General features: G+C 59.6%; 7 protein-coding genes. 4 read left to right on the top strand and 3 right to left on the bottom strand.

Annotated elements, in window-relative coordinates; genetic code table 11:
- Window positions 1-200: hypothetical protein (locus tag ACR0AC_RS20935; protein ID WP_480708760.1), on the top strand; the 200-nt coding region annotated here is incomplete at its 5' end.
- Between the two features lie 93 nt (window positions 201-293).
- On the opposite strand, the gene msrQ is transcribed toward ACR0AC_RS20935, so the two are convergent.
- On the bottom strand, window positions 294-908 hold the full coding sequence (gene msrQ, locus ACR0AC_RS20930) for a protein-methionine-sulfoxide reductase heme-binding subunit MsrQ (protein ID WP_170456681.1): 615 nt from the start codon (window positions 906-908) through the stop codon (window positions 294-296).
- A 4-nt stretch (window positions 909-912) separates the two neighbouring features.
- On the bottom strand, window positions 913-1,815 hold the full coding sequence (msrP, locus tag ACR0AC_RS20925) for a protein-methionine-sulfoxide reductase catalytic subunit MsrP (RefSeq protein ID WP_480875892.1): 903 nt from the start codon (window positions 1,813-1,815) through the stop codon (window positions 913-915).
- A gap of 245 nt (window positions 1,816-2,060) precedes the next feature.
- On the opposite strand from msrP, the gene ACR0AC_RS20920 reads away from it, so the two are divergent.
- The 3 genes from ACR0AC_RS20920 to ACR0AC_RS20910 all read left to right on the top strand — a co-directional run bounded on the left by ACR0AC_RS20920 (window position 2,061) and on the right by ACR0AC_RS20910 (window position 4,684).
- Entirely contained in the window at window positions 2,061-3,029 is a 969-nt protein-coding gene (locus ACR0AC_RS20920; protein WP_480875890.1) for a hypothetical protein, read from the top strand.
- Between the two features lie 119 nt (window positions 3,030-3,148).
- Complete coding sequence (locus ACR0AC_RS20915) at window positions 3,149-3,964, top strand: cyclase family protein (protein ID WP_480875887.1); 816 nt, start codon at window positions 3,149-3,151, stop codon at window positions 3,962-3,964.
- 96 nt (window positions 3,965-4,060) lie between these two features.
- Window positions 4,061-4,684 carry a class I SAM-dependent methyltransferase gene (locus ACR0AC_RS20910; RefSeq protein WP_480875884.1) on the top strand — a complete coding sequence of 208 codons (624 nt, stop codon included), beginning with the start codon at window positions 4,061-4,063 and terminating at the stop codon, window positions 4,682-4,684.
- Window positions 4,685-4,735: 51 nt separating this feature from the next.
- Here the strand turns inward: ACR0AC_RS20910 and clpB are convergent, their stop codons facing one another.
- Complete coding sequence (clpB, locus tag ACR0AC_RS20905; RefSeq protein WP_480875882.1) at window positions 4,736-7,354, bottom strand: ATP-dependent chaperone ClpB; 2,619 nt, start codon at window positions 7,352-7,354, stop codon at window positions 4,736-4,738.
- Window positions 7,355-7,395: the final 41 nt, after the last annotated feature.

Here is a 7,395-nt window from a genome sequence, read left to right as displayed (position 1 = left end):
CAATCAAAAACCTCCGAATGCCCACCGTCTCTCCGATGCGTCTCCGCCGCTCCCGCCGCGTCCCGAGCGCCTCAGCAGCGCCGGTGAAGGGCGTTCTAAGCATAACCTTTCATAGCCGCAAGCAGAAAAATCAGAAAACGGCGAAAAAACTTAGAAATCTCATTTTATCGCTTAAAAACAATAAGTTAGAAAGGCATTGAGCTACAGATGTGGCACACCAACACGCATCACATCGCAGGAATCAGGGGCGCTGTGATGTTATTCACGTGGTTACCCACAGACTCGGCTCAGACTCAGGCGGAATCGGCCTGTCTTGCGCGCGTCAAAAGACCTGACAGTGGCAATCTGAACGCCAGCAGGCCGAGAATGGCGGCAAGGTAGAGAAGCGGCTCAAGCTGGAAGCCTTTGGCCAACATGACATAATGAACCCCGCCCAGCAGAACCGCCGGGTAGACCAGCTTGTGCAGTTTGCGCCAGCGCGGACCCAGTCGGCGCACCGACCAGTTATTCGATGTCACAGCCAGGGGCAACAGCAGGGCAAACCCCGCCATGCCGACGGTAATATAGGGGCGTTTGACAATGTCCGCCCAGATCTGGCTGGGCAATTGTACGTCCAGCACCAGCCAGACCAGCAGATGTAGCGCGACATAGGCGAAGGCCAGAACCCCGATCGCACGGCGGAACTTGATGAGGTTCAGGCCGAGATGCTGACGCAGTGGGGTGACGGCCAGACCAAGGATCAAAAGCTGCAGGGCCAGTTCGCCCAACTCATGTTCGAGCGCCTTGATCGGCTCGACCCCTAATCCGCCGGTCAGGGCCAGATACAGAAACCAGGGGGCAGGCAATGCCCCCAAGGTATAGATCGCCCAAACAGGGATCTTGCGCAGTATCTGGTTCACCGCCTGCATCTGATCAGTAGTTCTCTTTCAGGTCCATGCCTTCGTACAGGCTGGCGACCTCTTGTTCATAGCCATTATACATCAGCGTCGGGACGCGCTTTGCAAACAGCCCGCCACCGATCTGACGTTCCGAGGCCTGCGACCAGCGCGGATGATCCACATTCGGGTTCACATTACTATAGAACCCGTATTCGCGCGGCGCGGACATGTTCCAGCTGGTGGGCGGCTCATCCTCGGTCAGGGTGATCTTCACAATCGACTTGATCGACTTGAACCCGTATTTCCACGGCACCACCAGACGCAATGGCGCGCCGTTCTGGTTCGGGATCGAGCGGTCATAGATGCCGGTCGCCATGATGGTCAGCGGGTGCATCGCCTCATCCAGACGCAGCCCTTCGCGATAGGGCCATTCGAGGATCGGGAAGCGCGTGCCGGGCATTTCGTCCGGGCGATAGGCGGTCTCGAACGCCACATATCTAGCACCTTCCTGCACGCCCGCCATGTTCAGCAGATCGGCCAGTTCGAACCCGTTCCACGGAATGACCATCGACCAGGCCTCGACACAGCGGAAGCGGTAGATGCGTTCCTCGATGGTCATCTCGGACAGGATGTCCTGAAAGTCATAGGTGCCGGGGCGGTCAACCAAACCGTCGATCTGCACGCTCCACGGCTCGGTCACCAGTGTATGAGCGTATTTCGCCGGATCATCCTTGCGGGTCCCGAATTCGTAGAAATTGTTATAGCTGGTGATCTCTTCCCAGGTGTTCGGCTTCAAAGCCTCCTGCGCCGCTGCGGGCCGTGCCATCGCGGTCAGTCCGACACCTGCCAGCCCAGCCATAACCTGCCGCCGGTTCAGAAATGCCGCCCGGGGGGTGACATCGGCATGTGTCAAAGTATTGGTCCAGCGATGCGCCATTTGGATCTCCGTCAAGTTTCAGCGTCAAAGGTGACGTAATGCGCTGATAGCACAGAGCCAAGGAAACAGGCGTAACGATTGAGCGAACGGATTGTAACTTTCCGCGTGATCAATACTGGACCCCCCATAGGCATGGGTGCAACCGGAAGACACGGGCGTCGGGTCATGAGGTCAAAAAGCCTCTGGCCCGGAGACGCGCAATTCGATAGGCCGGTCACATCCATTGGTTGATCAGATTGCCCCCTATGCTTGTTTTTCAATCCTTCGCCCTGTCCTTTTCGATTCTTTGGCGGTTTGTCCTGACATTTCCGATTCTGGTCATCGGATTGCTTCTTTACGGGTTGGTCGGCGGGTTGATCGGCGGTCTGATCGGTTTCATCGCGCCCGGAGCCTTCTTGCTGATACTGTTTCTGATCAGCGCCTCATCCAGCGTGATTCCGATTCTGGTCGGGGCCCGTTTCGGGTTTCAATCCAAACATATGCGCCCAAGCCACGGTTATAAGGCACTGATTGTGCCTGCGCTTGCCTATGGTGCGGCCGAAGCCATGGTGATCGGGATTGCATCCGTTCCGGTCTTTGGGTTCTCGGGCCTGATGATGTCGCCGGCCAGCCTGGGCCTTGGTACCTTCGACAGCGAGGACCTTCTGAATATTGTGGCAAGACCCGAGACGCTGATTGCCATCTCGGTCCTTCCTTTTGTCGCTGTATGCGCGATCCGGGCCAGCCTGCTGGTGCCCATGGCATCAGCCTCGATCGGGCGGGATCCCGACAATCGCCCCTATACGCCATTTCTGCATTTCGGATCGTCTTTCTGGGAGCTGTTCGGCATCGTCGCGCTTAGCTACCTGTCCATTGTCGTGTTCTACTTTGTGATCTTTGCGCTGTTTCTGGTTCTGACAGCCACGGGCTCGCTCGAAACCTATCTGATGGAAATCGAGGCAATGTTGGACGGCAGCGAACCGTTTCGCTTTGACTGGTCGCTGGCTGCAATTATCGTCGTCTATCTGGTGGTCGCGCTTTGGAGCTTTAGCCTGCAATGCGCCGGTGGGGTCTTGGCCCATCTTCGGCTGGGCGGCGGGGCAGATCCGTTTGCCCCCATCGATCCGACCAAATTTGACGCAAAACCAGCCCCACCGCCGCCATCCAGTACAGGGCCGCGCATGTCTGCCGAAGACTTGCGGGCCTTGCGCAAAAGCCGTCTGTCCCGCCCCTGAAACGGCAGCGATCTTTACAAGCGCACAGACGGCGCGGCACTCTGTCAGGCAGGTGCCGTATCCCAACGCGGGAGCGGGGCCAGTAAATCGGCCTATCTGCCGCAACGGGAGGAAGACGAATGTGTGACATCTGTGTAATGAATGCCGTCAAGGACAGGATGCTGTCGCGACGCAGCTTTTTCAAAGCCGCCGCAGCCAGCGGAATAGCGGCCACCGCAACAGCCGCGACCGTTCCAGCAGCACTGGCGGCGGGTCATGGCGGGGTCGAGGATATGACCCACACGCTGAGCCCCGAGTTTCCGACCTGGGGCGGCGATCCGGGCATTTCAGCCGAGCAGGTCTTTAACTTTGGCGAACACGGCTTCAACCTGTTCAACCTGTCCATAAACGAGCACACGGGAACGCATATCGACGCGCCCCTGCACTTTTCCGCAGATGGCCTGTCGGTTGATGAAATCCCGGTCACCGATCTGGTTGCCCCGCTATGCGTCGTCGACATTGCCGCCCGCGCGGCCGAGGACGCGGACACGCGCGTCACCCCGGATGACCTGAAAGCCTGGATTGCCGCCAATGGTGACATTCCCGACGGGGCCTGTGTTGCCATGCATTCAGGATGGGCGGGCAAGACGGCCACGGACGAATTCCGCAATTTCGACGGCGAAGCACAGCACTATCCCGGCTTCCACGTCGAAGCCGCGCAGATGCTGATGGAGGACACCGGCGCACGCTCGATTGCCGTCGATACGCTGTCGCTGGATCACGGCATGTCCGCCGATTTCGCCACCCACTATGCGTGGTTGCCCTCGGGCCGGTTCGGGATCGAGTGTCTGGCCGGGCTGGATCGGGTTCCAGCCGCAGGCGCAACACTGGTGATCGGCGCGCCCAAGCATAAAGGGGGCACCGGCGGCCCCGCGCGGATATTTGCGTTGATCTGACATTTCCAACGCACAAGAAAACTGGCGCGTCAGACCGGCGTGCCAGTTACCTGTTACGTACCTCATAGGTCTTGGGCGCCGAGGACACATCACCCAATGGACAGGACAACCACGGATACCACCCTTCGGTATGACTCCGCCGCGCCGAAATGGCGGGATAAGATGCGCGTCCTTGGTTACTATGACGCGTATCTGGGATTTCTTTCGGCAGGCCAGCGCACACCGCAGCATGAGACGCGCGTTGTTGATGTCGGTGCCGGAACCGCATCATTCGCAGAGGCCTGGGTTGCCATTCATGGACCGCCCGGAAACATGACGCTGCTTGAGCCAAGCCCCATCATGCTGGCACAAGGCCAAAATGCACTGCGCGCACGGGGTATTGAGCCAAGTGTTGCACAAGGGTTGCTCGGTTCCGTCGATCTTGAACCTGCAGATGTGGCGCTGGCGGCGCATGTGATCGAACACTGCCCGGACCCCATGCGCGCGCTTGAACACATACGCGATCTTCTGCACCCCCGCGGTCGGTTGTATCTTGTGGTATCAAAGCCGCATTGGTGCAGTGCGATCATCTGGCTGCAATGGCGGCACCGCACGTTTCGCAGGGATGAGATACTAGAGTTTTTGGACCGGGCAGGATTTGAATGCGAACGCGAATACGCTTTCCCTGCAGGCCCACCATCCCGGACAAGCCGTGGAATACTGGCGCGTCGCAGAGGCTAGTTCCCAAGAAAAAGACCCGCCGATAGGGCGGGTCTTCTGGTTTCTGTTGGATCAATGCACCACGGCATCATCCGGGCGCGGACGTTCCGACGTGCCCAGCCGGTCGCCGATGATCAGCCCGTCCGACCCTGCGGTGACCGGAACGGTCTCGCCGTCCTTGATCTCACCGGCCAGCAACGCCTCGGCCAGCGGGTTCTGCAACGCGCGCTGGATCACGCGTTTCAGCGGGCGGGCGCCAAAGACCGGGTCATAGCCTTCATTCGCCAGCCATTCCTTGGCCCCATCATCCAGCGCCAGTTCGATCTTCCGTGCCGCCAGACGTTTCTGCAGGCGTGCCATCTGGATATCGACGATGCCATCCATGTCGGCCCGCTTGAGCCGGTCGAAGATGATGGTCTCGTCCAGACGGTTCAGGAACTCGGGCCGGAAATGCGCCCGGACCGCATCCATCACATCGCGTCGCGCCTGCGCACTGTCGGCCCCTTCGGGCAGTTGGCTCAGCGCCTGAGAGCCAAGGTTCGACGTCAGGATGATCAGCGTCTGCTTGAAGTCCACGGTGCGGCCCTGACCATCGGTTAGCACGCCATCGTCCAGAACCTGCAACAGCACGTTGAACACATCCGGGTGCGCTTTTTCGACCTCGTCAAACAGCACAACCTGATAGGGCCTGCGCCGCACGGCTTCGGTCAGCACGCCGCCCTCATCATAGCCGACATAGCCCGGAGGGGCACCGATCAGACGGGCAACCGCGTGTTTCTCCATGAACTCGGACATATCGATGCGCACCATCGCGTTGTCGTCGTCAAACAGGAAATTCGCAACGGCCTTGGTCAGTTCGGTCTTACCCACGCCGGTCGGCCCGAGGAATAGGAACGAGCCCAGCGGGCGGTTCTCATCATTTAGACCAGCCCGCGCGCGACGCACGGCGTTGGCGACAGCAGTCACCGCCGCATCCTGACCGATCACGCGGGAATGCAGATCGTCTTCCATCCGCAGCAGCTTCTCACGCTCACCTTCCAGCATTTTGGCGGTCGGAATACCCGTCCAGCGTTCGACCACGGAGGCTATCTGTTCCGGGCGCACCGTTTCCTCGGCCATCATGGCGTTGCTTTCGGCGTTCTCGGCCTCGGTCAGCTGTTTCTCAAGTTCGGGGATGATGCCGTAGGACAGTTCCCCCGCCTTTGCCAGATTGCCTTCGCGCTTTGCAATCTCAAGATCGGCGCGCGCCTTGTCGAGCTGTTCTTTCAGATCCCGCGCACCCGCAAGCTTGTCGCGCTCGGCCTGCCACTGAGCAGTCATCTCGGCGGATTTCTCCTGCAGATCGGCCAGATCCTTTTGCAAGGTTTCCAGACGATCCTTGGAGGCCGCATCATCCTCAAGCTTCAGCGCTTCTTCCTCGATCTGCATCTGCAGGATCTGGCGGTCGAGTTGATCCAACTCCTCGGGCTTGGAGTCCACCTCCATCCGCAGGCGCGACGCGGCCTCATCAACAAGATCGATGGCTTTGTCGGGCAAGAACCGGTCGGTGATATAGCGATGCGACAGGGTCGCCGCCGAGACCAGTGCCGAGTCCGAGATGCGCACGCCATGGTGCAGCTCGTATTTTTCCTTGATACCACGAAGGATGCTGATCGTGTCCTCGACCGTCGGCTCGGTGACCATCACAGGCTGGAACCGGCGCGCAAGGGCCGCGTCTTTTTCGACGTATTTACGGTACTCATCCAGCGTGGTTGCGCCGATACAGTGCAACTCACCCCGGGCAAGCGCAGGCTTGATCAGGTTGGCGGCATCCATCGCGCCGTCTGACTTCCCAGCACCGACCAGCGTGTGCATCTCGTCGATGAACAGGATGATCTCACCGGCGGCTTCGGTCACTTCGGTCAGAACGGCTTTGAGGCGTTCTTCGAACTCACCACGGTATTTCGCACCAGCAATCAGCGCGCCCATGTCGAGTGCGAGTAGCTTTTTGTCTTTCAGCGATTCCGGAACGTCGCCGTTGACGATGCGCAGGGCCATGCCCTCGGCAATCGCGGTTTTACCGACGCCGGGTTCCCCGATCAGAACCGGATTGTTCTTGGTGCGGCGTGACAGAACCTGCATCGAACGGCGAATTTCCTCATCCCGTCCGATGATCGGGTCGATCTTGCCCTCAGCCGCTGCCTCGGTCAGGTCGCGCGCGTATTTCTTGAGTGCGTCATAGCCTTCTTCCGCCGACGCGGTGTCAGCGGTACGACCCTTACGGATGTCGTTGATCGCCTCATTCAGTTTCTGAGCCGAAACCGCACCGGCCTCCAACGCTTCCTTGGCTTTAGATTTCACCATGCACAGCGCCATCAGCACGCGTTCGACCGGCACAAAACTGTCGCCCGCCTTGGTGGCAATTTTGGTGGCTTCGTCCAGAACCTTGGCGGTCTGGCCGTCCATGTAAATCTGGCTCGCGTCGCCGCTGACCTTGGGGATTTTCCCCATCGCGGCGTCCAACGCCTCGACCACGCGGTTGGGTGCGCCGCCTGCGCGTGTGATCAGGTTGCTGGCCAGCCCCTGATCGTCATCCATCAATGCCTTGAGTATATGTGTGGGCTCCAGCCTCTGGTGCCCCTCGCGCAGCGCAATGGTCTGCGCGGCCTGCACGAATCCCCGTGCCCGCTCGGTGAACTTGTTCAAGTCCATTGCTATTCTCCTTTTCCAAGCGCCCCGTTTTGATACGCCCG

It is taken from the genome of Ruegeria sp. H7, from assembly GCF_056532945.1.
The sequence above is the reverse complement of the archived record's forward strand: the minus strand, read 5'-3'. Positions and strand labels throughout refer to the sequence as shown.